The following is a 23,724-nucleotide window of genomic DNA, read 5'->3' on the forward strand; positions in this document are numbered from 1 at the left end:
CAACATTTAATCTCGACCTGAAGGCGCCTGATCCCTTAAGGTATGGCGCCAAACGGATCAACCGGCCGGCCGCCTGGCCGTAGACCCAAGACGGATGACTATGAACCCGAACTTTCTCGACTTCGAACAGCCGATTGCCGACCTGCAAGCCAAGATCGAAGGCCTGCGCCTGGTAGGCAACGACAATTCGCTGAACATCAGCGATGAAATTGCCCGTCTGCAAGACAAGAGCAATACCCTGACCGAAAGCATCTTCGGCAACCTGACCAGCTGGCAGATCGCTCGCCTGGCACGTCACCCGCGTCGTCCCTATACCCTGGACTACCTGCAGCACATCTTCACCGAATTCGAAGAACTGCACGGCGATCGCCACTTCTCCGACGATGCTGCCATCGTTGGCGGTACCGCACGCCTGGACGGCAAGCCGGTCATGGTCATCGGGCACCAGAAGGGCCGCGAAGTGCGGGAGAAGGTTCGCCGTAACTTCGGCATGCCGCGCCCTGAGGGCTACCGCAAGGCGTGCCGTCTGATGGAAATGGCCGAGCGTTTCCGCATGCCGATTCTGACCTTCATCGACACGCCGGGTGCCTATCCAGGTATCGACGCCGAAGAGCGTAACCAGAGCGAGGCCATCGCCTGGAACCTGCGCGTGATGGCGCGCCTGAAGACGCCAATCATCGCTACGGTGATCGGTGAAGGCGGGTCGGGCGGCGCGCTGGCCATCGGCGTGTGCGACCAGCTGAACATGCTGCAGTACTCCACCTACTCGGTCATCTCGCCCGAAGGCTGCGCTTCGATCCTGTGGAAGACGGCCGACAAGGCTGCCGATGCCGCCGAGGCCATGGGCATCACGGCTGAGCGCCTCAAGAGCCTGGACATCGTCGACAAGGTTATCCCGGAGCCACTGGGTGGCGCTCACCGTGACCCTGCCGCCATGTCCGAAAGCATCCGCGCCGAGCTGGTGCAGCAGTTGGACATGCTCAGCGGGTTGGACCACGACGCACTGCTGGCTCGCCGTTACGATCGTCTGATGAGCTACGGCGTCTGATCGCCTTCGGGGCCGTCTGTCGGCCCCTCGGGTGAGCCTGGAACCCAGGCTCACCCGCATCCGTCACTCAGGTTGATGGAAGCCTTGATGATTGATCCCGCCCCCTGGCTTTGCGCCCGCACCTGGTACGTCGCCCTCTCTGGCGGCCTGGACTCCACCGTTCTGCTGCACTGGCTCGCCGCCTACGCCCGCAGCCATCGTGCACCGCCGCTGCGCGCGATTCACATCCAGCATGGCCTGCAACCGGTCGCGCAGGCGTGGCCTGCCCATTGCCAACGCGTCTGCGATGACCTGGGCATCGAGCTGCAGGTCATCGAGGTCGACGTCGCCCCGGGCCCGAGCCTGGAGCAGGCTGCCCGCCATGCCCGTTACGCCGCCTTCGAGCGGGTGTTGGCGGCAGATGACATGCTGTTCACTGGCCAGCACCGCGACGACCAGGCTGAAACGCTGCTGTTTCGCCTGCTGCGGGGCGCGGGGTTGCGCGGCCTGGCGGCGATGCCGAGGGAGCGGGCGATGGGGCAGGGCAGGCTGGTCAGGCCTTTGCTCGGTTGCTCCCGGCGACAGTTGCAACACTATGCACAGGCGCACGCGTTGGGCTGGGTCGAGGACCCTTCGAATGCCGACACCCGGTTTGCCCGCAACTATCTGCGCAGGGAGGTTCTGCCGTCCCTTCGGCAGCGCTGGCCGCACGCCGGGCAGAGCCTGGCCCGTGCCGCCGACCACCTGGGCGAAGCCCTGAGCCTGCTGGACGAGCTGGCCGAGAGCGACCTGGCGCCGGTACGCCAAAATGCCCCTGCTGTTTGGCCTGGACTCGATTCGCTGGACCTGGCCGGCCTGCTCGCGCTTTCACCTGCACGCCAACGCAATGCGTTGCAGTATTGGCTCAGCCACCGAACCCGCTTGCCCGACACGCGCCACTGGGCCGGCTGGGCGGACCTGCGCGACGCCGCTGGCGATGCCTGCCCCGTGTGGCAACTGAGCGATGGCCAACTGGTGCGCAGCCAAGGGCGCATCTGGTGGCTGAGCGGCGACTGGTTGCAAACGCCGCGTCAGGCCATGGCTTGGGAAAACGCCGATGAGCCGTTGGCCTTGCCGGGCAACGGCAGTGTGCGACTTGTTGGCGCAGGCTCGCTGACGGGCCTGCGTATCGGCTACCGTCAGGGCGGGGAGTGGCTGGACATCCCAGGACGCGGGCGGCGTGATCTCAAGCGCCTGCTCAATGAGCTGCAAGTGCCGCATTTTCTGCGCATGCGCCTGCCTCTGCTTTTCCAAGGTGAGCGGCTGCTGGCGGTGGCCAACCTGCCCAGTTTGGCTCAGGGGGATTACCGGCTGCATTGGCAGTTGCCGACGCGCGCGCAAGGTTTGAGCTAGTGGGTACATTCGGGTAGACTACCCTCCCTTCTTGATACAGCTTCTGTGGGTTCCGCGAAAACACAGGAGTTGCCGATTACCAAGCAGTTTTTTGCTGGGCTGATTCTTAGAAATGACGAGCGAGCGCCCTGCCAGGGTTACCCCTGGTCTGTACACACGCGGCAGTTTTTCGAGATGCACTGTGATTGACGCAGGTGATCGGGGGCGTTTGCCCTCCTTCGCTATCTCCGGCGGCGCTGGCCGCTTTAACGCAGACTTCTAGGGTTTTTCATGACGCGCTACATATTCGTCACGGGCGGTGTTGTTTCTTCATTGGGGAAAGGCATTGCCTCGGCTTCCCTGGCGGCCATCCTGGAGGCGCGGGGCCTGAAGGTCACCATGCTCAAGCTGGATCCGTACATCAACGTCGACCCAGGCACCATGAGCCCGTTCCAGCACGGTGAAGTATTCGTCACCCAGGATGGCGCCGAGACCGACCTGGACCTGGGCCACTACGAGCGGTTCATCCGCACCACCATGACCCAGAACAACAACTTCACCACCGGCCGCGTCTACGAGCACGTGCTGCGCAAGGAACGCCGTGGTGACTACCTGGGCGCGACCATCCAGGTCATCCCGCACATCACCGATGAAATCAAGCGCCGCATCATCAAGGGTGCAGGCGATGCCGACGTGGCCCTGGTCGAGATCGGCGGCACCGTGGGCGACATCGAGTCCCAGCCGTTCCTCGAAGCCATTCGCCAACTGCGCGTGGAAGTGGGTTCCAAGCGCGCGATGCTGATGCACCTGACGCTGGTGCCTTACATCGCCACCGCCGGTGAAACCAAGACCAAGCCGACCCAGCACTCGGTCAAGGAGCTGCGCTCCATCGGCCTGCAGCCTGACGTGCTGATCTGCCGCTCCGACCACCCTGTCGATGCATCGTCGCGCCGCAAGATCGCGTTGTTCACCAACGTTGAAGAGCGCGCTGTGATTTCGCTGGAAGACGTCGACACCATCTACAAGATTCCAGGTGTCTTGCACGCCCAGGGTCTGGACGACTTCGTCGTCGAGCGTTTCGGCCTGCAGTGCAGCAGTGCCGACCTGTCCGAGTGGGACAAGGTGGTCGACGCCAAGCTCAACCCGGAGCATGAAGTCACCATCGCCATGGTCGGCAAGTACATGGAGCTGCTCGATGCGTACAAGTCGCTGATCGAAGCGATGAGCCACGCGGGCATCACCAACCGCACCAAGGTCAACCTGCGCTACATCGATTCCGAAGACATCGAGAACCAGGGCACCAGCCTGCTCCAGGGCGCCGATGCCATCCTGGTACCCGGTGGTTTCGGCCTGCGCGGTGTCGAAGGCAAGATCACGGCGGTGCAATACGCCCGTGAGAACAAGGTGCCGTACCTGGGTATCTGCCTGGGCATGCAAGTGGCCGTCATCGAGTTCGCCCGCAACGTGATGGGCTGGAGCGACGCCAACTCCACCGAGTTCGATCGCGACAGCGGCCACCCGGTCGTCGGCCTGATCACCGAGTGGGCCGATGCCACCGGCGCGGTCGAAACCCGTAGCGAGGCGTCGGACCTGGGCGGCACCATGCGCCTGGGCGCCCAGGACTGCCAGCTGGCTGCCGGTTCCAACGTGCATGCGTGCTATGGCAAGGACATCATCACCGAGCGTCACCGTCACCGCTACGAAGTGAACAACAACCTGCTGCCGCAGCTGGTGGGCGCAGGCCTGGTGGTTTCCGGTCGTTCCGAAGACGGTGCCCTGGTCGAGGTGGTGGAGTCCAAGGACCACCCGTGGTTCGTCGCCTGCCAGTTCCACCCGGAGTTCACCTCCACCCCACGCGATGGCCACCCGCTGTTCAGTGGCTTCGTCAAGGCAGCGCTCGCCCAGAAGAACAAGGCCTGACCCATGCCCCAGAAGATCATCCGCGTCGGTCACATCGATATCGCCAACGACAAGCCATTCGTCCTGTTCGGTGGCATGAACGTTCTGGAGTCCCGCGACCTGGCCATGAAGGTGTGCGAAGAATACGTGCGGGTTACCGAAAAGCTCGGTATCCCGTATGTGTTCAAGGCCAGCTTCGACAAGGCCAATCGGTCCTCGGTCACTTCCTACCGCGGCCCTGGCCTGGAAGAGGGCCTGAAGATCTTCGAGGAGATCAAGCGCACCTACAACGTGCCGGTGATCACCGATGTGCACGAGCCCTACCAGGCCGAGCCGGTGGCCAAGGTCTGCGACATCATCCAGTTGCCGGCTTTCCTGTCGCGCCAGACCGACCTGGTGGTGGCGATGGCCAAGACTGGCGCGGTGATCAATATCAAGAAGGCGCAGTTCCTCGCACCCCAGGAGATGAAACACATCCTGACCAAGTGCGAGGAAGCCGGTAATGACCAATTGATCCTGTGCGAGCGTGGTTCGAGCTTCGGTTACAACAACCTGGTCGTGGACATGCTCGGCTTCGGTGTCATGAAGCAGTTCGAGTACCCGGTGTTCTTCGACGTGACCCATGCCCTGCAGATGCCGGGTGGTCGTGCCGACTCCGCAGGCGGGCGCCGCGCTCAGGTGACCGACCTGGCCAAGGCCGGCATGAGCCAGGGGCTGGCAGGGTTGTTCCTCGAAGCTCACCCCGATCCGGACAACGCCAAGTGCGACGGCCCGTGTGCCTTGCGCCTGGACAAGCTGGAGCCGTTCCTGGCTCAGCTCAAGCAACTGGATGACCTGGTGAAAAGTTTTCCGACGGTAGAAACCGCGTAAAGCACTTTTCTCGGGTAAAGTACCGTCCGATTCACCCCTGACCACTCGGTCAGGGGCTCCCTTCGCCGGGCCTGCCTCTGCATCCTCGTCCGGTGAACGGCAAGAATTTTCTAAGCTGCGTTGTTTTCGTCAATTCTGGAGTGCTTACAACAATGGCAAAAATCGTCGACATCAAAGGTCGTGAAGTTCTCGATTCACGTGGCAACCCCACCGTGGAAGCCGATGTACTGCTCGACAACGGCATCATCGGCAGCGCCTGCGCGCCGTCCGGTGCTTCCACCGGCTCGCGCGAAGCGCTGGAGCTGCGTGATGGCGACAAGAGCCGTTACTTGGGCAAGGGTGTGCTGAAGGCTGTCGCCAACATCAATGGCCCAATCCGCGACCTGCTGCTGGGCAAGGACCCTTCCGACCAGAAGGCCCTGGACCACGCCATGATCGAGCTGGACGGTACCGAGAACAAGGCCAAGCTGGGCGCCAACGCCATCCTGGCCGTGTCCCTGGCGGCTGCCAAAGCGGCAGCCCAGGATCAGGACCTGCCCCTGTACGCCCACATTGCCAACCTCAACGGCACTCCAGGCCAGTACTCGATGCCGGTACCCATGATGAATATCATCAACGGTGGCGAGCATGCCGACAACAACGTCGATATCCAGGAGTTCATGGTTCAGCCAGTGGGCGCCAAGACCTTCTCCGACGGCCTGCGCATGGGGACCGAGATCTTCCATCACCTCAAGGCCGTGCTCAAGGCCCGTGGCCTGAACACTGCCGTGGGTGACGAAGGCGGTTTCGCCCCTAACCTGGCCTCCAACGAAGACGCCCTTGGCGCCATCGCCGAAGCCGTCGAGAAAGCCGGCTACAAACTGGGCACCGACGTGACCCTGGCCCTGGACTGCGCCGCCTCCGAGTTTTATGAAAACGGCAAGTACAACCTGTCCGGCGAAGGCAAGTCGTTCGACGCCGAAGGCTTTGCCGACTACCTCAAAGGCCTGACCGAGCGCTTCCCGATCATTTCGATCGAAGATGGCCTGGACGAGTCCGATTGGGCTGGCTGGAAGATCCTCACTGACAAGATCGGCGAGAAGGTGCAACTGGTCGGTGACGACCTGTTCGTGACCAATACCAAGATCCTCAAGGAAGGCATCGAGAAGGGCATCGGTAACTCGATTCTGATCAAGTTCAACCAGATCGGCTCGCTGACCGAGACCCTGGAAGCCATCCAGATGGCCAAGGCTGCCGGTTACACCGCCGTGATCTCCCACCGCTCGGGTGAAACCGAAGACTCCACCATCGCCGACCTGGCTGTGGGTACTGCGGCCGGTCAGATCAAGACGGGTTCGCTGTGCCGCTCCGACCGCGTGTCGAAGTACAACCAATTGCTGCGCATCGAAGAGCAACTGGGTGCCAAGGCGGTTTACCGTGGCCGTACCGAGTTTCGCGGCTAAGCAAGAGATGGTAAAAAGACAGCAGCCGGAGCTGTAGGAACGTTCGTACCGTAACTTCCTACGTTCCATCGGGTTTCTGTTTGAGAAGCCTGGCCTCGGCCAGGCTTCGTGCTATCTGAGACCCTGAACCAACAGGGTCTTTCAACCTGGATATCTTGATGCGCAGTCCTTATTGGTTGTTCCTGGTCCTGCTTCTGCTGCTGGGCGGCCTGCAATACCGTTTGTGGGTAGGCAATGGCAGCCTGGCGCAGGTGGCCGAGCTCAAGCAGCAGATTGACGAGCAGCATGCCGAGAACGAGCGGCTGCTGGAGCGTAACCGTGTGCTCGACGCCGAAGTACTGGAGTTGAAAAAAGGCATGGAAACCGTCGAAGAACGTGCCCGCCACGAGCTTGGCATGGTCAAGGAAGGCGAAACCCTCTTTCAGTTGCCACAGAAATGAGTGAGCGCTTGCCGGCCTTCTGGGCCGTGATCCCTGCGGCGGGAGTGGGCGCCCGCATGGCTGCCGATCGCCCCAAGCAATACCTGTCGTTGGCGGGGCAGACCATCATCGAGCACAGCCTGGCGTGTTTTCTCGATCACCCCGCCCTCAAGGGGGTCGTGGTCAGCATCGCTGAACATGACCCTTACTGGCCCGGCCTTGGGTGCGCCAGCGACCCGCGCATCCGCCGGGCTGCCGGGGGGCGCGAGCGTGCTGACTCGGTACTCAATGCCTTGCTGCTGTTGCACGCTCAGGGCGCGCAAGATGATGACTGGGTGTTGGTGCACGATGCGGCGCGGCCCAACCTGGCACGCAGTGACCTGGACAAGCTGCTGGCCGAATTGGCAGATGATCCGGTGGGCGGCCTGTTGGCGGTACCTGCTCGCGATACGCTCAAAAAATCCGACGGCCATGGGCGCGTCAGCGCCACGGTTGACCGCAGCACCATCTGGCAAGCCTATACGCCGCAGATGTTCCGTTTAGGGGCGCTGCATCGGGCGCTGGCCGAGTGCCTGGTCTCGGATGTGGTGGTGACCGATGAGGCGTCGGCCATCGAATGGTCCGGTCAGTCGCCACGGCTGATCGAAGGCCGCAGTGACAACCTCAAGGTTACGCGCCCCGAAGACCTGGAGTGGCTGCGCCAACGCTGGAATGGGCGGCGTTGACAGGGCCCCGTTCAACTCCCCGGTGATTGAGTCAGGCTCCCACCACCCGCCATTCTGACTGAGCGCCGGTCATGCCCGGTACTCAGGCAGACCTGCCAAGCCCTCTTTCAGATAGTCCACCAGGCGCCGCACCTTGGGCGACAAATGCCGCTGTTGCGGGTACAAGGCCCATACTGCCGTATTGGGGGGTTGGTGGGCTTGCAGCAGCGGGACCAATGCGCCGCTGTGCAGGTGTTCGAGCACGTAGTAATCCGGCAGTTGGCATAAACCGATGCCCTGGAGCGCCGCATCCAGCACCGCCTGGCCGCTGTTGCACCGCCAGTTGCCCTGAACACGCTGGCTGATTTCACGCCCCTCCATTTGCAATGCCCATACATCCGAGCTGCCTATCAGGCAGTTGTGCCTGGCCAGTTCCGACAGGCTGTGGGGCCTGCCATAGCGCGCCAGGTAGCCCGGCGAGGCGCACACGTACATGCGCCGGGGCGCAAGGCGCGTCGCGATCAGGCGCGAGTCGGCCAGGCGACCGAGGCGGATGGCCAGGTCCATGCCTTCGTGCAGCAGGTCCAGGGTCTGGTTGCTCAGTTCGACGTCCACCCTCAACTGCGGGTACAACGCCATGAAACGGGTCACCAGCGGCACGATGAAGCGCTCGCCGTAGGCCACGGCGCACGTCATGCGCAGCAGCCCCTTGGGCTCGCTGGCCAGGTCGCCCATTGCCCGCAGCGCTTCCTCACGCCCATCCTGCAGGCGCTGGCAGTGCTGCAGGAACGTCTGACCGGCCTCGCTGAGCGTAACCCTTCGCGTGCTGCGGTACAGCAAACGTGTCTGCACGCGTTCTTCCAGGCGCGCTATCTGCCGGCTCACATGGGACGAGGATACGCCCAGCCGTTCAGCCGCCGCCGTAAACTGCCCCAATTCGGCCACCGCCACGAACTCATCGATGCCCTCCCAGCGGTTGCTCATGATTATCCCTGCACAGCAATAATGTTTTGTCTTTCACCCGATTATTCAGCAATTGCGGGTGAATTACACTGTCTGCCGATTTCATTGACCTGTCTGGAGCCCCTGCGATGATCAAGTCCCGCGCTGCCGTAGCATTCGAAGCCAAGAAACCCTTGGAAATCGTTGAAGTCGATGTGGCCATGCCCAAGGCTGGCGAGGTATTGCTGCGCGTGGTCGCCAGCGGCGTGTGCCACACCGATGCCTATACCTTGTCCGGTGCTGACCCCGAAGGCATCTTCCCGTCCATCCTGGGCCACGAAGGCGGTGCCATCGTCGAAGCCGTGGGCGAGGGCGTGACCTCGGTGGCGGTGGGTGATCATGTGATTCCGCTGTACACGCCCGAGTGTGGCAAGTGCAAATTCTGCCTGTCTGGCAAGACCAACCTGTGCCAGGCCATCCGTGCCACCCAGGGCAAGGGCCTGATGCCCGACGGCACCACGCGCTTCTCCTACAAGGGTCAGCAGCTGTTCCACTACATGGGCACCTCGACGTTCTCCGAATACACCGTATTGCCGGAAATCTCGGTGGCCAAGATCCAGAAAGAAGCGCCGCTGGAGAAGGTCTGCCTGCTGGGTTGCGGCGTGACCACGGGTATTGGCGCCGTGCTGAACACCGCCAAGGTGCAGCCGGGTGATACCGTCGCCGTCTTCGGCCTGGGCGGCATCGGCCTGTCGGCCATCATTGGTGCAGTCAAGGCCAAGGCTTCGCGCATCATCGCCATCGACATCAACCCGGCCAAGTTCGAAATCGCTCGCCAGCTGGGCGCTACCGATTGCATCAACCCCAAGGAGTACGATCGCCCCATCCAGGAAGTGATCGTCGACCTTACCGACGGCGGCGTGGACTTCTCCTTCGAGTGCATCGGCAACGTGCAACTGATGCGTGCGGCCCTGGAGTGCTGCCACAAGGGCTGGGGCGAGTCGGTCATCATCGGTGTCGCTGGCGCCGGTCAGGAAATCGCCACCCGGCCATTCCAACTGGTCACCGGACGCGTCTGGCGCGGTTCGGCGTTCGGCGGCGTGCGTGGCCGCAGCGAACTGCCTAGCTACGTGGAAATGTCCGAGAAGGGCGAGATTCCGCTGGATACCTTCATCACCCACACCATGGGCCTGGAGGACATCAACAAGGCCTTCGACCTGATGCACGAAGGCAAGAGCATTCGCAGCGTCATCCACTTCTGAGGCTTGCCATGACCCTGGACAATATTTCCTGCCAGAAGAGCTTCGGCGGCTGGCACAAGCGTTACCGCCACACCTCCAAGGTGCTGGGTTGCGACATGGTCTTCGCCGTCTACCTGCCACCCCAGGCCGAGCAGGGCGAAAAGCTGCCGGTCCTGTACTGGCTCAGCGGGTTGACCTGCAACGACGAGAACTTCATGCAGAAAGCCGGCGCCCAGCGCCTGGCCGCAGAGCTGGGGCTGATCATCGTGGCGCCCGATACCAGCCCTCGCGGCGAGCAGGTACCCGGTGATCCCGACGGTGCCTGGGACTTTGGCCTGGGTGCTGGCTTCTACCTCAATGCCACGCAGCAACCCTGGGCTCAGCACTACCGCATGCACGATTACGTGGTGCAGGAGCTGCCAGCCCTGATCGAGGCGCATTTCCCGGCCTCCGGCGAGCGCAGCATCAGTGGGCATTCCATGGGCGGGCACGGCGCCCTGGTCTGCGCATTGCGCAACCCAGGCCGCTATCGCTCGGTGTCGGCGTTTTCGCCGATCTGCAACCCGATGGATTGCCCTTGGGGCGAAAAGGCCTTCAGCCGCTACCTGGGTGAAGAGCGCACGCGCTGGCGTGAGTGGGATGCCAGCGTGTTGTTGGCCGAAACCCCGTCGGGGCAGTGCCCTGCGTTGCTGGTGGACCAGGGCGATCGCGACGACTTCCTCGAAAAGCAGCTCAAGCCCGAAGCCCTGGAGCAGGCGGCGCGCAAAGGCGGTCATGAGCTGACCCTGCGTCTGCAACCGGGCTACGATCACAGCTACTACTTCATCGCCAGCTTCATCGAGGAACACCTGCGTCATCACGCGGTGGCTTTGGGCCGGGTGTAGCCGCAGGGCAGCCAGCCGGCGACGTTGGCCGGCTCTGCACCTTGGCGTTGCAAATGCAGGTAGAATCACGCCCTGACTCATTCAGGGCGTTTTCTTATGCGTATTGGCCACGGCTACGATGTGCACCGGTTTTGCGACGGTGATTTCATTACCCTGGGCGGGGTGCGTATCCCCCACAAGTACGGCCTGCTGGCCCATTCCGATGGTGACGTGCTGCTGCATGCCCTGAGCGACGCATTGCTCGGCGCCGCCGCGCTGGGTGATATCGGCAAGCACTTCCCCGACACCGACCCGCAGTTCAAGGGCGCCGACAGCCGCGTGCTGCTGCGTCATGTGCTGGATGTCGTTCGGGCCAAGGGCTGGCAAGTCGGCAACGTCGACGCCACCATCATTGCCCAGGCGCCGAAGATGGCACCCCACATCGAGGTCATGCGCCAGCGCATCGCCGACGACCTCAAAGTGGGCCTGGACCAGGTCAACGTCAAGGCCACCACCACCGAAAAGCTCGGCTTCGCCGGGCGCGAGGAGGGGATCGCCGTGCATGCGGTTGCCCTGTTGCTGCCAGCATGACCGAATTGGATCTGCTGGGCCCAAGGGCCTCGGGGCAAGCGCTCGGTACGGCTGTGCTCAAGGCCGTTGCCGAAGATTTTCAGGTCGACGAAGTGCTTGATATCCCGCTGTCTGGCCAGGGCGAGCACCTGTGGCTATGGGTGGAAAAGCGTGAGCTCAATACCGAGGAAGCGGCCCGCCGGCTTGCAAGGGCCGCGGGGGTGCCTGCGCGCGCGATCAGCTACGCCGGGCTCAAGGACCGCCAGGCCTTGACCCGCCAGTGGTTCAGCCTGCATTTGCCGGGCAAGGCCGACCCCGACCTGTCGCGGGCCGAGGATGCCAATCTGCGCGTCCTCAAGCAGATGCGCCACCAGCGCAAGTTGCAGCGCGGCGCGCATTCGTCCAATGGCTTCACGCTGCGCCTGACCCAGCTGGCAGCCGATCATCAGGCAGTCGACGCGCGCCTGGCCCAGCTCAAAGCGAACGGCGTGCCCAATTACTTCGGTACCCAGCGCTTCGGGCATGCCGGCGGCAATGTGCATGACGCCCTGGCCTGGGCCGAGCGCCAGGCCTTGCCTGAGCAACGTAACGTTCGCTCGCGCCTGCTTTCAGCCGGTCGCAGCTACCTGTTCAACCAGGTCCTGGCCGCACGGGTAGCCGATGGCAGCTGGGCCAGTGCGCAAGTGGGCGATCTGCTGGCATTCACCGACAGCCGCAGCTTTTTTCCGGCTGCTGAAGCTGAATGCGCTGATCCTCGCCTAGCCGTTCTCGACCTGCACCCTACAGGCCCCCTGTGGGGCGAGGGCGATTCGCCAGCCAGCGGTCGAACCCGGGCATTGGAAAATTCGGTCGGTGCTGCCCAGCCCGCGCTGTGCCAGTGGTTGGCAAAGGCGGGCATGGATCACGAACGGCGTATTCTGCGGCTCCCTATTGCTGGCCTTACGTGGCATTATCCCGAGCCTGATATCCTGCAACTGGAATTCGTCCTTCCGGCCGGATGCTTCGCCACCGTCGTGGTGCGCGAGGTGGTGGATCTGGTGTCGGCAGGGCAGACGGACAGCCCATGCGTATTCTGATTTCGAACGACGACGGTGTGACCGCACCAGGCATCGCCGCGCTGCACGCTGCGCTTGCCGATTACGCGCAGTGCGCGGTCATTGCACCTGACCAAGACAAGAGCGGCGCCGGCAGCTCGCTGACGTTGGACCGGCCGCTGCATCCGCAGACGCTGGCCAACGGCTTCATCAGCCTCAATGGCACGCCGACCGACTGCGTGCACCTGGGGCTCAACGGGCTGTTGCCGTATACGCCAGACATGGTCGTGTCGGGCATCAACCTGGGGGCCAACCTGGGCGATGACGTGCTGTACTCGGGCACCGTGGCCGCTGCGCTGGAGGGTCGTTTCCTGGGCGGTACGTCGCTGGCGTTCTCACTGCTTTCGCGCCAGCCGGACAACCTTCCCGCCGCGGCTCATATCGCCCGTCGCCTGGTCGAGGCACAGTCGCGCCTGACGCTGCCGCCGCGCACCGTGCTCAATGTCAACATACCCAACCTGCCGCTTGAGCGCATTCGTGGCATCCAGCTGACGCGACTCGGCCATCGGGCGCGGGCCGCGGCACCCACCAAAGTGGTCAACCCGCGTGGTAAGGAAGGTTACTGGATCGCAGTCGCCGGCGATGCAGAGGACGGCGGCCCGGGCACCGACTTCCATGCCGTGATGCAAGGCTACGTTTCCATCACCCCGTTGCAGCTCGACCGCACCTTCAACGACGCTTTCGAGCAGCTCGATGGCTGGCTGGAGGGCTTGCTTTGATGCGTGAGGACGATATGTTGCGTCGGGGCATCGGCATGACGTCCCAGCGCACCCGCGAGCGTCTGATCCAGCGGCTGTGCGAGGAGGGCGTGTCCAGCCCCCAGGTGCTCGATGTGATTCGCCGCACGCCACGCCATCTGTTCGTGGACGAGGCACTGGCCCATCGCGCCTATGAAGATACCGCGCTGCCCATCGGCCACAACCAGACCATCTCGCAACCGTTCATGGTGGCGCACATGAGCGAATTGCTGCTCGAGGCGGGTCCGCTGGATAAAGTCCTGGAGATCGGCACCGGTTCTGGCTACCAGACCGCCGTGCTGGCGCAACTGGTCGAGCGGGTGTTCTCGGTCGAGCGCATCAAGGTCTTGCAGGACCGCGCCAAGGAACGCCTGGTGGAGCTGAACCTGCGCAACGTGGTGTTTCGTTGGGGCGATGGGTGTGAGGGGTGGCCGGCACTGGCCCCCTACAATGGCATCATCGTGACCGCCGTTGCTTCGGAAGTGCCCCAGGCGCTGCTCGACCAACTGGCGCCGGGTGGGCGGATGGTGATTCCAGTGGGTTCACCCGGTGAAGTGCAGCAGCTGATGCTCATCGTCCGAGAAGAGCATGGGTTTTCACGCCGTGTGCTTGGGGCGGTACGCTTCGTGCCTCTGCTCAATGGACCGGTAACCTGATTCATCTGGGCATCGACGGGCTATTTTTGCACCTGCGTCGAATTCTTGCAGGATCGACCTGTCTATCTGGCGGTGCACGCACGTTGCGCAAGTGTGTTGCAGCCGCCTGCCAAGACTGGCGAGCTTCGTTATAATTGCAACAATATTGCATTCATGTCTTGAAACGTTTTCGGCACCATGAGGGGAGCGCGGGTGGGTCACACAGTCTTTCGGCAGCGCAAGGACAGCTCGGGTCTCAGGCTCCTGGTGCTGGTACTGGCCATGGGCACACTGTTGGTGGGGTGCTCGAGCTCCGGCAGCAACAGTGCGCGTGTCGTCGACCGCAACAGCAGCGCGCCCAAACGGCCTACCGTGACCTCCGGTCAGTATGTGGTCAAGCCAGGCGACACGCTGTTCTCCATCGCGTTTCGCTATGGCTGGGACTACAAGGAGTTGGCGGCCCGCAACGGTATCGCCCCGCCGTATACCATTCGCCCTGGCCAGCCAATTCGCTTCAGTAGCGGGGCCTCGGGCAGCACCACCGTAGTGGCCAGCCCGTCCTCGTCCAGCCGAACCACGGTCACCCGCCGTCCTGTGGGTGCCACGGCCTCTACTCCTGCCACGACCACCAAGACCGTCACCACATCCAGCTCGGCGAGCACGCCGGTAGTCGCTACCGTGCCTGCCGCCGAACGTGCGGCCGGTGGCTGGACCTGGCCGGCGAACGGGGTTTTGATCGGCAAATTTGCTTCAAACGGTAGTTTGAATAAAGGCATTGATATCGCCGGTGATTTGGGACAGCCTGTTTTTGCTGCGGCCAGTGGATCAGTGGTGTACGCCGGGAGTGGTTTGAGGGGCTACGGCGAGCTGATCATCATCAAGCACAGCGATACCTATGTCAGTGCCTACGGCCACAACCGCAGGCTCTTGGTACGGGAGGGGCAGCAGGTCAAGGCAGGGCAGTCGATTGCTGAAATGGGGTCTACAGGCACAGATCGGGTGAAGTTGCATTTCGAAATTCGCCGTCAGGGCAAACCCGTCGATCCGCTCCAGTTCCTGCCACGCCGTTGATTGTTGTTTCCGGTCTGTTCCGCTGACATGGAGGGGACAGGCTCCAGCGCTGCCAAGGAGAAAGGCGCCGCTTGAGTCTGAGTTCGAACTCAGCAAAGGACTATAACAATGGCTCTCAGCAAAGAAGCGCCGGAGTTTGACATCGACGATGACGTCCTCCTCATGGAGACGGGCATCGTTTTGGAAACGGATGTGGTGTCAGACGAACCTGCTGTACCTTCGGTTCGGACCAGGGCCAAATCAGGCTCTTCACTTAAACAACACAAGTACATCGATTACAGCCGCGCCCTCGATGCGACTCAGTTGTACCTCAACGAGATTGGTTTTTCGCCTCTGCTTTCGCCGGAAGAAGAAGTGCATTTTGCGCGCTTGTCGCAAAAGGGCGACCCTGCCGGCCGCAAGCGCATGATCGAAAGCAATCTGCGCCTGGTGGTGAAAATCGCTCGCCGCTACGTGAACCGGGGGTTGTCATTGCTCGATCTGATCGAGGAGGGCAACCTTGGGCTGATTCGCGCGGTGGAGAAGTTCGATCCTGAGCGGGGCTTCCGTTTCTCGACCTATGCCACCTGGTGGATTCGGCAGACCATCGAGCGGGCGATCATGAACCAGACCCGCACCATTCGCCTCCCCATTCATGTGGTCAAGGAACTCAACGTTTACTTGCGCGCGGCGCGCGAACTGACCCAGAAGCTGGATCACGAGCCTTCGCCCGAAGAGATCGCCGCCTTGCTTGAGAAGCCGGTTGCCGAGGTCAAGCGCATGCTGGGTCTCAACGAGCGGGTGTCCTCCGTGGACGTGTCTCTGGGCCCTGACTCGGACAAGACGCTGCTCGACACCCTGACGGATGATCGCCCCACTGACCCGTTCGAGTTGCTGCAGGACGATGACCTGTCGCAGAGCATCGATCAGTGGCTCGGTGAACTGACCGACAAGCAACGTGAAGTGGTGGTGCGCCGGTTCGGCTTGCGTGGACACGAAAGCAGTACGTTGGAGGACGTCGGTCTGGAAATCGGCCTGACCCGCGAGCGGGTGCGGCAGATACAGGTCGAGGGGCTCAAGCGCCTGCGTGAGATTCTGGAAAAGAACGGCTTATCCAGCGAGTCGCTTTTTCGTTAGTCCCTGGTCTTACGCTGCGTACAGAAACGCCCCGATAAAAAGGGGCGTTTTTGCGTTTGGGGTTTGGGGAGCCGTGCTGTCGATCCGTTCTCTGCGGTGAGCGGTGCTCGGCCCGGTTTGCAGATTCACAGGCGTACTCAGCGATGTGCTCACCCTGACAGTTCGGCCTGTAAGCCTTTGCTTACTCGTTGCGTAAGCCTTTGAAGGGTGTGGCGGTAAATCATTGTCGTTTTCAAAAGCAACCTTTTCTTAAGTCATTGAAAAAGCTGAAGTATTTAGATGTGTGAAAGTTTGTAGGTCGCAACATTCTGTGAGGAGGACGCGTTGCACATCCTGCTCAGATCGCTAGTATTCGAACTGTGCACACGGACACGCACAGGCACTCAGGAAGAGCGCCAAGGACATCGCAAGAAGCGATTTCATCAGGACGATGTACAGGACAAGCAGGGACTACGGAAAAAAATGTGGGCGGGTCAAACCGCCCCTTTTTTTTGCCTTTTTTTCAGGATCTGAGCTTTTCGATACCAGCGCCAGACTGCATGACGCTTGTGAACAGCTCTGCCAGAACCCGCGTGGCGGCGGCCACGTCTGCATGCAGGTTTTTCGCGCTAAACAAAAAGGCCCTTGCGGGCCTTTTCGTTTTTTCATGCGACGTTAACGCTGCAAGTCGGCAATCTTGCCTGGCTTGCCGTCCCACTCCTCAGCATCAGGAAGGGCATCCTTGCGCTCGGTGATGTTGGGCCAGATTTCAGCCAGTTCGGCGTTCAACTCGATGAAGTTCTCCATGCCCGATGGCACTTCGTCTTCCGAGAAAATGGCTTGTGCCGGGCACTCTGGTTCGCACAGTGCACAGTCGATGCACTCATCCGGGTGGATGACCAGGAAGTTCGGGCCTTCGTAGAAGCAGTCCACCGGACAGACTTCCACGCAGTCGGTGTATTTGCATTTGATGCAGTTGTCGGTGACGACGAAGGTCATTTCTAGTTCTCTCCTCAGGCGACGGCGGCGGCCCTTCCTCTCGGGCCGCGCGGTTTGCGGGTTTTGGCTGCAGGCCAGGCTAATAACCGTGCAGTACCAGCAAACCGCGGCGGATTCTACCAGCTTGTCATGGCTGCCGTTATAACAGGTTCTTTAGTTGATATAGCATTTCGATAGCTTGGCGCGGTGTCATGTCATCAAGCTGCAGCTTGCCCAGTTTCTCGATGGCTGGGTGAGGCAGGCTGGCGAACAGGTCGCTCTGGTGCGGCACTTGTGGTGCATCCTGCGCTTTCGTGACCTGAGTCGAGTCGTGCGGCAGGCTGGTGGTTTCCAGGCGTGACAGGTGCTCACGGGCGCGCTGGATGACCACCGCCGGTACACCTGCCAGTTGCGCAACCGCCAGGCCATAGCTCTGGCTCGCAGGCCCTGGCAGCACGTGGTGCAGGAACACGATACGGTCGTTGTGCTCCGTTGCATTGAGGTGCACGTTAGCCACCAGCGGCTCACTGTCGGGCAACACGGTCAGTTCGAAATAGTGGGTAGCGAACAAGGTGTAGGCCCGCAGGCGCGCCAGGCGTTCGGCTGCTGCCCAGGCCAGCGACAGGCCATCGAAGGTACTGGTGCCGCGGCCTACTTCGTCCATCAGCACCAGGCTGCGGTCGGTTGCGTTGTGCAGGATATTGGCGGTTTCGCTCATTTCCACCATGAAGGTGGAGCGCCCGCCTGCCAAGTCGTCGCTCGAGCCAATGCGGGTGAAGATGCGGTCGACCACCGACAGCTCGCAGCGCGCTGCTGGAACGAAGCTGCCGATGTGCGCCATCAGCACGATCAGTGCGGTCTGGCGCATGTACGTGGACTTACCACCCATGTTCGGCCCGGTGATGATCAGCATCCGGGTACTGTCGTCCAGGCCCAGGTCGTTGGCCACGAACGGCGTGGTGAGCACCTGCTCGACCACCGGGTGACGCCCCTGCTCGATGCGCAGGCACGGCTCGTCGACGAAGCGTGGGCAGTTCAGGTCCAGGTTCAGGGCACGCTCTGCCAGGTTGCTGAGCACGTCCAGTTCGGCCAGGGCGGCGGCACTGTCCTGCAGTGGCGCCAAGTGGCTGATCAGGGTCTCCAGCAGCGCGTCGTAGAGCATCTTTTCCCGGGCCAGGGCGCGGCTCTTGGCCGACAGCGCCTTGTCCTCGAATGCCTTGAGTTCCGGCGTGATGAAACGCTCGGCGCCCTTGAGGGTCTGCCGGCGGATGTAGTCGACCGGGGCCTGCTCAGCCTGCTTGGAAGGCAGCTCGATGAAATAGCCATGCACACGGTTGTAGCCGACCTTGAGGTTGGCAAGGCCGGTGCGCGCCTTCTCACGCGCCTCGAGGTCGATCAGGAACTGCCCGGCGTTTTCGCTGATGGCCAGTAGCTCGTCGAGCTCGCTGTCGTAGCCGGTCTTGAGCACGCCTCCATCACGGATCACGGCAGGCGGGTTGTCGACCACCGCACGCTCCAGCAGGCTGGCCAGCTCCGGGTAGGTGCCGGTGATCGCGGCCAGGCGTGCCAGGTGCGGCGCCTCGAGCTCGGTCATTGCATTCTGCAGCTCGGGCAGGGCGCCCAGTGCGTCTCGCAACCGCGCCAGGTCGCGTGGGCGGGCGTTGCGCAAGCCGATACGGGCCAGGATGCGCTCGATATCGCCGATTTCCTTGAGCTGGGGTTGCAGCTTTTCGAACCGGTAGCTGTCGAGCAGGCAGCGGATCGAATCCTGGCGGGCCTGTATGACCTTGAGGTCGCGCAGCGGACGGTTCAGCCAGCGGCTCAGCAGGCGGCTGGCCATGGCCGTCTGGCAGCGATCGACGACCGATTGCAGGGTATTGTCACGCCCACCTGCCAGGTTGACGTCCAGCTCCAGGTTGCGACGGCTGGCCCCGTCGAGGATGACGGTGTCGTCCAGGCGCTCGTGACGCAGGCTGCGCAAGTGCGGCAGGGCCGTACGCTGGGTTTCCTTGGCATAGGCCAGCAGGCAGCCGGCGGCGCCGATGGCCAGGGTCAGCTTGTCACAGCCAAAGCCCTTGAGGTCCTTGGTGGCAAATTGTTGGCAGAGCGCTTTGCGCGCCGAGTCGCGGTCAAAGTCCCAGGGCGCTCGGCGACGCGCACCGGGGCGTTTCTCGGCAGGCAGGTCGCGTGGCCAGTCATCCGGGATGAGCAGCTCGACCGGGTTGAGGCGGTCCAGTTCAGCCAGCAGGGTTTCCCAGCCTTTGATCTCCTGGACGCCGAAGTGACCGCTGGTGATGTCGAGCACGGCCAGGCCAAACAGGCGCTCGTCGCCCAGCAGCGCTGCGATCAGGTTGTCACGGCGCTCATCGAGCAGCGCTTCGTCGCTGACGGTACCTGGCGTGATGATGCGCACGACCTGGCGCTCGACCGGCCCCTTGCTGGTGGCCGGGTCGCCGATCTGCTCGCAGATGACCACCGATTCGCCCAGCTTGACCAGCTTGGCTAGGTAACCCTCGAGGGAATGAAACGGCACCCCGCACATGGGAATGGACTGGCCGGCGGACTGCCCGCGCGCGGTCAGGGTGATGTCCAGCAGGCTGGCGGCCTTTTTCGCATCTTCATAGAAGATCTCGTAGAAGTCGCCCATGCGATAGAACATCAGCTGGTCCGGATGCTGGTTTTTCAGCTTCCAGTACTGCTGCATCATTGGGGTATGTGCGGAGAGATCGGACATGGTCGGCCTTACAGCGGGTGATCTGGTTGGCAAGGGTAAACCGGCAATGGTACAGGCTTTTTCGGTGCGATGCAGGCGCCGAACGCCGTGCCTGCCCACCATGGGTGCTGCGTCAGGGGCTTGGAAAACCTGAACGTTTGCCGGGCAAGCTTCTCTATTGGGGTGATAGGGTAGTAGTCAGTCTACAAGGAGCCCTCGCATGGACCCGATTACCACACTCGCCACTCGCCTGGGTGACCACCTTCAACGCCTGGGGGCGCATGTGAGCACCGCCGAATCCTGTACCGGCGGCGGCATTGCCGAGGCCATTACCCGGATTGCCGGCAGCTCGGCCTGGTTCGAAGCCGGCTACGTGACCTATTCCAACCGGCAAAAAACGCGTCAGCTCGGGGTGCCCGAAGCGTTGTTCGGGCAGGTGGGCGCCGTAAGTCAGGAGGTGGTCGAGGCCATGGTCAAGGGCGCGCAGCTGGCCAGCGGCGCCCGCTTTGCCGTGGCGGTCAGCGGAGTGGCCGGCCCCGGCGGCGGTTCGGCCGACAAGCCCGTGGGGACTGTATGGTTGGCCTGGAGCGATGGCCAGCAGGTCGTCAGCGAGCGTCGTCAGTTCGACGGCGACCGCGAGGCCGTGCGGCGCCAGACCGTCATCGCCGCCTTAGAAGGCTTGTTACAGCTTGGCATCGGTTAAATCGAAATCGGGGGTTTGCTCGAACGCTCGCCTGTGGAATAATACTGGCTACTTATACAGTTATCCGGCCATCAGGGCCAAGTCGAACACGTGAGGATTTCAATGGACGACAACAAGAAGCGCGCCTTGGCTGCGGCCCTGGGTCAAATCGAACGTCAATTCGGTAAGGGCGCGGTCATGCGCATGGGCGACCATGAGCGCCAAGCCATCCCTTCCATTTCCACCGGCTCTCTGGGGCTGGACATCGCCCTGGGTATCGGCGGTCTGCCAAAAGGCCGTATCGTTGAAATCTACGGTCCGGAATCGTCAGGTAAAACCACGCTCACGCTCTCGGTCATCGCCGAAGCCCAGAAAAGTGGCGCCACCTGTGCGTTCGTCGATGCCGAGCATGCTCTTGATCCGGAGTACGCTGGCAAACTGGGCGTCAACGTAGACGACCTGCTGGTTTCGCAGCCTGACACGGGTGAGCAGGCGCTGGAAATTACCGACATGTTGGTACGGTCCAACGCGGTCGACGTCATCATCGTCGACTCCGTGGCGGCGCTGGTACCCAAGGCTGAAATCGAAGGCGAAATGGGTGACATGCACGTGGGCTTGCAGGCTCGTCTGATGTCCCAGGCGCTGCGCAAGATCACCGGTAACATCAAGAACGCCAACTGCCTGGTTATCTTCATCAACCAGATCCGTATGAAGATCGGCGTGATGTTCGGTAGTCCGGAAACCACCACCGGCGGCAACGCACTGAAGTTCTATGCCTCGGTTCGCCTGGACATCCGCCGCACCGGTGCAGTCAAGGAAGGCGACGAGGTGGTGGGTAGTGAAACCCGCGTCAAGATCGTCAAGAACAAGGTGGCGCCACCATTCCGTCAAGCGGAATTCCAGATTCTGTACGGCAAGGGTATCTACCGTAACGGTGAAATCATCGACCTGGGCGTGTCTCAGGGCCTGGTCGAGAAATCGGGCGCCTGGTACAGCTATCAAGGCAACAAGATCGGTCAGGGCAAGGCGAATGCTGCCAAGTACCTGCATGAGAATCCCGCTATCGGTAGCGAAATCGAGAAGCAGATCCGCGACAAGCTGCTCAATGCCGGTGCTGTAGCCGCTGCTGCCAAGGCTGCAGCCGCACAGGCCGATGCGGGTGACGTGGCCGAAGCCGAAGCTGGCTATTGATCACGCGACCGTAGCCGAACATGCCTGCCGTACTCGACACTCCCGTCGCCATTCGGCGGGCAGCCATGGACCTGCTTGCGCGACGTGAGCATGGTCGCGTGGAATTGACCCGCAAGTTACTTCAGCGCGGGGCGTTGCAGACGCTGATCGAGCCTGAGCTCGATCGGCTGAGCGACGAAGGCCTGCTGAGTGAAGCTCGTTATCTGGAAAGCTTCATTCGCTATCGATCCAGTTCAGGTTATGGCCCTGCCCGAATCCGTGAGGAGCTCGGGCAGCGCGGCTTGGCGCGTGGTGATATCGACGCGGCGCTTCGCGAGAGTCAAATCGACTGGGGCGAGCGGCTGTTTGAAGTATGGCAGCGCAAATATGCCGGGCAACGCCCTGAAGACCCCAAGGCGCGTGCGCAGCAAATGCGTTTCCTCGCCTATCGCGGTTTCCCCATGGACATGATTGGCAGGCTGCTTAGTGGTCGAGGCTGGGACGACTGAGCGCACAGCCTGCGCCTAGGATAGATCCGGCAAACGCTGTTCAAGGCAGGTCGGTGGCGCAACAGCCCAATGTTGCGGCAGATTGATGAAGTCCACCAGCTCTCGCAGTCGGCCTTGATCACGGCCGGTAAAAGCGAAGCTCAGGCGTGTCAGGTGCCCAAAATCCCCGGTCTCGTTTTCGACATTGCTGTCAGGCGTTTGCTCGAAGCTGCCGCTCAGGCAGAGATCACTAAACCGCTCGCCAATTGCGTGCAACGCTTCGGGCGTGAGTGGCCGGTGCATGCGCAGGACGAACTGGCGTTTCAGCCAGCGGCTGGAGTGGTAGTTTCGGTAAAACTGATTGATTTCCTCGACAGCTTCGTCAGCACTGTGCACCAGGCGCAGCAGCTTGAGGTCGCCTGGGAGGATGTAGCGGTTGTCCTGCAACTGATGGCGAATGAACGTCAGGCAGTCCTGCCAGAAAGTACCCTGCGGCGAGTCCAACAGCACCACCGGTACCAGCGGGCTCTTGCCTGTCTGGATAAGCGTCAGCACTTCCAGTGCCTCATCGAGCGTACCGAACCCTCCGGGGCACAACACCAGCGCGTCCGCTTCCTTGACGAAAAACAACTTGCGAATGAAAAAGAAGTGAAACGACAGCAGCTTGTCGGTGCCGTCTATCGTTGGGTTGGCATGTTGCTCGAAGGGCAGGGTGATGTTGAAGCCAAGGCTGTTGTCGGCGCCTGAACCTTCATGGGCGGCGGCCATGATACCGCCACCACCCCCGGTGATGACCATCAGGTCCGAGCGGGCCAGCGCAGCACCCAGCTCACGGGCCAGGGCATACATGGGGTGCTCCAGCGGCGTACGCGCCGAGCCGAAGACGGTGACCTTGCGGCGATGCTTGTGGCGACGCAGTGCGCGAAAGGACTGGTCGAGTTCGCGCAGTGCTTGCAGGGTGATCTTGGTGCTCCAGCGGTCGGCATCGTCATGGGCCATGCGCAGGACCGTCAGCATCATGTCGCGATAGAGGGGCAGGTTGGGGCTATCGGGGGCCACGCGTTCGAGTTGCGCGTCGATGTAGCTCAGGTCGATGTCATGATCGCGGAAGTGGCTGTAAAGCAGGTCATTCGATTGATAGGGCATGCAACTTCTCCTTCTGCACCTCATCAATCTAGCCCTTTAGCACCGGTCACGCCCAGCCCGTATCAGGGCGTCGGGCGCATGAGGGCGCCCGGACGGGGCTTGAGCGGTAGTCGAAGATTTACTTCTTCTTGTTACCGGCAACGCAGCTGGCGCTGTCGAAGGCCTGATCCATCAACGGCTGATTGGTCTTGTAGACCGTGAAGCGGTACACCATCACTGCGCCCTTGGACATCAGGTTGCGGAACCCGCTGTTGCGGCAAACGCTGTCGCCCAACTGGCTACGCACCTGCTCAGGGTTGGCCTGCATGCGCGCAGCATGGTCGGCGCGTACGCTGAGGTGATTGATCAGGGCCTTGCCTTCGACGGTATAGCCTTGGTCGAGAATGTCTTCGTTGATGGCGCGGGGTGTGCCGACGCTGCTTTCCTTGGCAACCTTTTGCAGCATCGTGTTCAGGTCATAGTCCTGCTTGGAAGCCGCCTGGGCTGCAAGTGGCAATGCGAGCAGCAAGCTCAGGGCGGGGGCGATAAGGCGCAGCATGGATCTCTCCTGGTTCGGTGACTGGCGCT

At 62.1% G+C, this 23,724-nt stretch carries 23 protein-coding genes; 18 read left to right on the top strand and 5 right to left on the bottom strand.

The genetic code is table 11. The features are described from left to right. Positions 1-100 precede the first annotated feature (100 nt). From FH041_RS00410 to ispD, 7 genes are all read left to right on the top strand, one after another. Positions 101-1,048, top strand: a complete 948-nt coding sequence (locus FH041_RS00410; protein WP_027913883.1) for an acetyl-CoA carboxylase carboxyltransferase subunit alpha — start codon at positions 101-103, stop codon at positions 1,046-1,048. 87 nt (positions 1,049-1,135) lie between these two features. Beyond that, a complete protein-coding gene (gene tilS, locus FH041_RS00415) occupies positions 1,136-2,419 on the top strand; it encodes a tRNA lysidine(34) synthetase TilS (RefSeq protein ID WP_027913884.1) in 1,284 nt (427 codons plus the stop codon). A gap of 270 nt (positions 2,420-2,689) precedes the next feature. Beyond that, on the top strand, positions 2,690-4,318 hold the full coding sequence (locus FH041_RS00420; protein WP_027913885.1) for a CTP synthase: 1,629 nt from the start codon (positions 2,690-2,692) through the stop codon (positions 4,316-4,318). Between the two features lie 3 nt (positions 4,319-4,321). Then, positions 4,322-5,167 carry a 3-deoxy-8-phosphooctulonate synthase gene (gene kdsA, locus FH041_RS00425; protein ID WP_027913886.1) on the top strand — a complete coding sequence of 282 codons (846 nt, stop codon included), beginning with the start codon at positions 4,322-4,324 and terminating at the stop codon, positions 5,165-5,167. Between the two features lie 152 nt (positions 5,168-5,319). After that, on the top strand, positions 5,320-6,609 hold the full coding sequence (gene eno, locus FH041_RS00430) for a phosphopyruvate hydratase (RefSeq protein WP_023534096.1): 1,290 nt from the start codon (positions 5,320-5,322) through the stop codon (positions 6,607-6,609). A 158-nt stretch (positions 6,610-6,767) separates the two neighbouring features. Beyond that, the gene (ftsB, locus tag FH041_RS00435) at positions 6,768-7,049 is read left to right on the top strand and encodes a cell division protein FtsB (RefSeq protein ID WP_023534037.1); all 282 of its coding nucleotides are present in this window, start codon (positions 6,768-6,770) and stop codon (positions 7,047-7,049) included. After that, positions 7,046-7,753, top strand: coding sequence for a 2-C-methyl-D-erythritol 4-phosphate cytidylyltransferase (gene ispD, locus FH041_RS00440; RefSeq protein ID WP_027913888.1), 708 nt, complete (start codon positions 7,046-7,048; stop codon positions 7,751-7,753). Before ftsB ends, ispD begins: the two co-directional genes overlap by 4 nt. A 69-nt stretch (positions 7,754-7,822) precedes the next feature. Here the strand turns inward: ispD and FH041_RS00445 are convergent, their stop codons facing one another. Further along, positions 7,823-8,716 (bottom strand): LysR substrate-binding domain-containing protein, encoded by an 894-nt coding sequence (locus tag FH041_RS00445; RefSeq protein WP_027913889.1) that lies wholly within the window; start codon positions 8,714-8,716, stop codon positions 7,823-7,825. Between the two features lie 107 nt (positions 8,717-8,823). Here FH041_RS00445 and FH041_RS00450 point away from each other — a divergent pair, with 107 nt between their 5' ends. From FH041_RS00450 to rpoS, 8 genes are all read left to right on the top strand, one after another. Further along, positions 8,824-9,936 (top strand): S-(hydroxymethyl)glutathione dehydrogenase/class III alcohol dehydrogenase, encoded by a 1,113-nt coding sequence (locus tag FH041_RS00450; protein ID WP_023534027.1) that lies wholly within the window; start codon positions 8,824-8,826, stop codon positions 9,934-9,936. Positions 9,937-9,944: 8 nt separating this feature from the next. Further along, positions 9,945-10,799 (top strand): S-formylglutathione hydrolase, encoded by an 855-nt coding sequence (gene fghA, locus FH041_RS00455; protein WP_028686879.1) that lies wholly within the window; start codon positions 9,945-9,947, stop codon positions 10,797-10,799. Positions 10,800-10,895: 96 nt separating this feature from the next. After that, positions 10,896-11,369, top strand: coding sequence for a 2-C-methyl-D-erythritol 2,4-cyclodiphosphate synthase (gene ispF, locus FH041_RS00460; RefSeq protein WP_027913891.1), 474 nt, complete (start codon positions 10,896-10,898; stop codon positions 11,367-11,369). Further along, the gene (truD, locus tag FH041_RS00465; protein WP_027913892.1) at positions 11,366-12,424 is read left to right on the top strand and encodes a tRNA pseudouridine(13) synthase TruD; all 1,059 of its coding nucleotides are present in this window, start codon (positions 11,366-11,368) and stop codon (positions 12,422-12,424) included. Before ispF ends, truD begins: the two co-directional genes overlap by 4 nt. Further along, entirely contained in the window at positions 12,412-13,161 is a 750-nt protein-coding gene (surE, locus tag FH041_RS00470; RefSeq protein ID WP_033694933.1) for a 5'/3'-nucleotidase SurE, read from the top strand. The genes truD and surE overlap by 13 nt, the downstream gene beginning before the upstream one ends. 35 nt (positions 13,162-13,196) lie before the next feature. Then, positions 13,197-13,835, top strand: a complete 639-nt coding sequence (locus FH041_RS00475) for a protein-L-isoaspartate(D-aspartate) O-methyltransferase (protein WP_161780410.1) — start codon at positions 13,197-13,199, stop codon at positions 13,833-13,835. 192 nt (positions 13,836-14,027) lie between these two features. Next, on the top strand, positions 14,028-14,885 hold the full coding sequence (locus tag FH041_RS00480; RefSeq protein ID WP_027913895.1) for a peptidoglycan DD-metalloendopeptidase family protein: 858 nt from the start codon (positions 14,028-14,030) through the stop codon (positions 14,883-14,885). 108 nt (positions 14,886-14,993) lie between these two features. Beyond that, positions 14,994-16,001 carry an RNA polymerase sigma factor RpoS gene (rpoS, locus tag FH041_RS00485; RefSeq protein ID WP_023534146.1) on the top strand — a complete coding sequence of 336 codons (1,008 nt, stop codon included), beginning with the start codon at positions 14,994-14,996 and terminating at the stop codon, positions 15,999-16,001. A 654-nt stretch (positions 16,002-16,655) separates the two neighbouring features. On the opposite strand, the gene fdxA is transcribed toward rpoS, so the two are convergent. Together fdxA and mutS are read right to left on the bottom strand one after the other, a co-directional pair. Then, on the bottom strand, positions 16,656-16,979 hold the full coding sequence (gene fdxA / locus FH041_RS00490) for a ferredoxin FdxA (protein ID WP_023534129.1): 324 nt from the start codon (positions 16,977-16,979) through the stop codon (positions 16,656-16,658). 139 nt (positions 16,980-17,118) lie between these two features. Beyond that, positions 17,119-19,692 (bottom strand): DNA mismatch repair protein MutS, encoded by a 2,574-nt coding sequence (mutS, locus tag FH041_RS00495; protein WP_023534160.1) that lies wholly within the window; start codon positions 19,690-19,692, stop codon positions 17,119-17,121. 199 nt (positions 19,693-19,891) lie between these two features. Between mutS and FH041_RS00500 the strand changes: the two genes are divergently transcribed. The 3 genes from FH041_RS00500 to recX all read left to right on the top strand — a co-directional run bounded on the left by FH041_RS00500 (position 19,892) and on the right by recX (position 22,032). Beyond that, on the top strand, positions 19,892-20,374 hold the full coding sequence (locus tag FH041_RS00500) for a CinA family protein (RefSeq protein ID WP_027913896.1): 483 nt from the start codon (positions 19,892-19,894) through the stop codon (positions 20,372-20,374). Between the two features lie 102 nt (positions 20,375-20,476). Further along, complete coding sequence (recA, locus tag FH041_RS00505) at positions 20,477-21,544, top strand: recombinase RecA (RefSeq protein ID WP_023534161.1); 1,068 nt, start codon at positions 20,477-20,479, stop codon at positions 21,542-21,544. A gap of 20 nt (positions 21,545-21,564) precedes the next feature. Further along, positions 21,565-22,032 carry a recombination regulator RecX gene (recX, locus tag FH041_RS00510; protein WP_027913897.1) on the top strand — a complete coding sequence of 156 codons (468 nt, stop codon included), beginning with the start codon at positions 21,565-21,567 and terminating at the stop codon, positions 22,030-22,032. Between the two features lie 15 nt (positions 22,033-22,047). On the opposite strand, the gene FH041_RS00515 is transcribed toward recX, so the two are convergent. Next, positions 22,048-23,157: a TIGR00730 family Rossman fold protein gene (locus FH041_RS00515; protein ID WP_059183694.1), complete on the bottom strand. Its 1,110-nt coding sequence runs from the start codon at positions 23,155-23,157 to the stop codon at positions 22,048-22,050. A gap of 118 nt (positions 23,158-23,275) precedes the next feature. After that, a complete protein-coding gene (locus FH041_RS00520) occupies positions 23,276-23,695 on the bottom strand; it encodes a quorum-sensing-regulated virulence factor family protein (protein ID WP_027913898.1) in 420 nt (139 codons plus the stop codon). Positions 23,696-23,724: the final 29 nt, after the last annotated feature.

The organism is Pseudomonas sp. SWI7 (genome assembly GCF_006351945.1).
Classification (GTDB): Bacteria; Pseudomonadota; Gammaproteobacteria; order Pseudomonadales; family Pseudomonadaceae; genus Aquipseudomonas; species Aquipseudomonas fulva.

Bases quoted from the DNA above. Each gene is read 5' to 3' on its own strand.
- recX (WP_027913897.1), top strand. From the start codon at position 21,565: ATGCCTGCCGTACTCGACACTCCCGTCGCCATTCGGCGGGCAGCCATG.
- recA (WP_023534161.1), top strand. From the start codon at position 20,477: ATGGACGACAACAAGAAGCGCGCCTTGGCTGCGGCCCTGGGTCAAATC.
- FH041_RS00500 (WP_027913896.1), top strand. From the start codon at position 19,892: ATGGACCCGATTACCACACTCGCCACTCGCCTGGGTGACCACCTTCAA.
- tilS (WP_027913884.1), top strand. From the start codon at position 1,136: ATGATTGATCCCGCCCCCTGGCTTTGCGCCCGCACCTGGTACGTCGCC.
- ftsB (WP_023534037.1), top strand. From the start codon at position 6,768: ATGCGCAGTCCTTATTGGTTGTTCCTGGTCCTGCTTCTGCTGCTGGGC.
- FH041_RS00515 (WP_059183694.1), bottom strand. From the start codon at position 23,157: ATGCCCTATCAATCGAATGACCTGCTTTACAGCCACTTCCGCGATCAT.
- truD (WP_027913892.1), top strand. From the start codon at position 11,366: ATGACCGAATTGGATCTGCTGGGCCCAAGGGCCTCGGGGCAAGCGCTC.
- FH041_RS00445 (WP_027913889.1), bottom strand. From the start codon at position 8,716: ATGAGCAACCGCTGGGAGGGCATCGATGAGTTCGTGGCGGTGGCCGAA.
- eno (WP_023534096.1), top strand. From the start codon at position 5,320: ATGGCAAAAATCGTCGACATCAAAGGTCGTGAAGTTCTCGATTCACGT.
- ispD (WP_027913888.1), top strand. From the start codon at position 7,046: ATGAGTGAGCGCTTGCCGGCCTTCTGGGCCGTGATCCCTGCGGCGGGA.
- ispF (WP_027913891.1), top strand. From the start codon at position 10,896: ATGCGTATTGGCCACGGCTACGATGTGCACCGGTTTTGCGACGGTGAT.
- mutS (WP_023534160.1), bottom strand. From the start codon at position 19,692: ATGTCCGATCTCTCCGCACATACCCCAATGATGCAGCAGTACTGGAAG.
- FH041_RS00450 (WP_023534027.1), top strand. From the start codon at position 8,824: ATGATCAAGTCCCGCGCTGCCGTAGCATTCGAAGCCAAGAAACCCTTG.
- FH041_RS00420 (WP_027913885.1), top strand. From the start codon at position 2,690: ATGACGCGCTACATATTCGTCACGGGCGGTGTTGTTTCTTCATTGGGG.
- FH041_RS00410 (WP_027913883.1), top strand. From the start codon at position 101: ATGAACCCGAACTTTCTCGACTTCGAACAGCCGATTGCCGACCTGCAA.
- fdxA (WP_023534129.1), bottom strand. From the start codon at position 16,979: ATGACCTTCGTCGTCACCGACAACTGCATCAAATGCAAATACACCGAC.
- surE (WP_033694933.1), top strand. From the start codon at position 12,412: ATGCGTATTCTGATTTCGAACGACGACGGTGTGACCGCACCAGGCATC.
- FH041_RS00520 (WP_027913898.1), bottom strand. From the start codon at position 23,695: ATGCTGCGCCTTATCGCCCCCGCCCTGAGCTTGCTGCTCGCATTGCCA.
- fghA (WP_028686879.1), top strand. From the start codon at position 9,945: ATGACCCTGGACAATATTTCCTGCCAGAAGAGCTTCGGCGGCTGGCAC.
- FH041_RS00475 (WP_161780410.1), top strand. From the start codon at position 13,197: ATGACGTCCCAGCGCACCCGCGAGCGTCTGATCCAGCGGCTGTGCGAG.
- rpoS (WP_023534146.1), top strand. From the start codon at position 14,994: ATGGCTCTCAGCAAAGAAGCGCCGGAGTTTGACATCGACGATGACGTC.
- kdsA (WP_027913886.1), top strand. From the start codon at position 4,322: ATGCCCCAGAAGATCATCCGCGTCGGTCACATCGATATCGCCAACGAC.